Below are 1,183 nucleotides of genomic sequence, written 5' to 3'. Positions count from 1 at the left end.
AACCACGGAAAATCAACCGCCACCTCCGACTCACTGCGATCACTCACCACCACCAACCCAGCCGACACCACCGAACCAGCCAACACACCCGACACCGGCAACACACCCGACCCCGGCGACACGGTCAGTGCCGGCGACACCGACGACGACGTCCATACCGGCGACACACCCGACACCGACGACACCGACGACACCGACCCCGACGACACCGACGACACCGACCCCGACGACACCGACGACACGGGCGACGCGGTTGTTGGTGTGGACGACCCCGACGACGTGGCCGGCGCCGGCGACCCCGACGACGTGGCCGGTGTGGTCGGGCCAGCCGGCACGGACAGGTCGGTCACCGCGCCCGCACCCGCAGGCGCCGCCGGCAGGGTCGGACCGGCCGAGGCGACCGGCGCAGTCAGCGGGGTCGCACCAGACGGGCCAGACGGCACAGACGGCACGGACGGACCGGTCGGCGTGGGGCCGGTCGGGCTGCCGGTCAGTGTCGGGGCGGCACCGCCCGGACCGTTGACGGACCGGACACCGTTACCGGCCCAACCACCGAGACCATCGACGACCGGCCCCGACCCACCCGACCCGCCGAACCCGCGGCCACCGACCAGCCCACCACCACCAGCGCCGCCCCCGACATCGACGACATCGGCGGCCGTGGTGGTGGTGGCGGCCGGGACGGGCGACCCCGACAGGTCATACGACGGCAACCGCCCCGGCTCATACGACGGCTCATCCGACGGCAACCGCTCCGGCTCATACGACGGCTCATCCGACGGCAACGGCTCCGGCTCATACGACGGCTCATACGACGGCAACGGCTCCGGCTCATACGACGGGTCATACGACGGCAACGGCTCCGGCTTATACGACGGGTCATCCGACGGCAACGGCTCCGGCTTAGACGACGGCTCATCCGACGGCAACCGCTCCGGCTTATACGACGGCTCATCCGACGGCAACGGCTCCGGCTTATCCACCGGCAACGGCTTATCACCGGACACATCACCGGCATGACCATCACCGGCATGACCACCACCGGCATGACCACCACCGCCAGCAGCACCGACCCCACCGCCGTGCTTCAACCCACGCATCCGCGCACCCATTAGCCCACCCGCACCACCAGCAGCACCCGAAAACGCCTCCGACACAAACGAAAACGGAACCGCCTTCAACG

Annotated in this window: 1 pseudogene; it reads left to right on the top strand. The window is 69.8% G+C overall.

Features of this window, described 5'->3' with window-relative positions:
* Window positions 1–1,020 (top strand): annotated as a pseudogene (locus tag ABD901_RS58650) (hypothetical protein); the annotation flags it as partial.
* Between the last annotated feature and the right edge of the window lie 163 nt (window positions 1,021–1,183).

The organism is Dactylosporangium darangshiense, from assembly GCF_039537565.1.
In the GTDB taxonomy this organism is placed as follows: Bacteria; Actinomycetota; Actinomycetes; order Mycobacteriales; family Micromonosporaceae; genus Dactylosporangium; species Dactylosporangium darangshiense.
The sequence above is the reverse complement of the archived record's forward strand: the minus strand, read 5'-3'. Positions and strand labels throughout refer to the sequence as shown.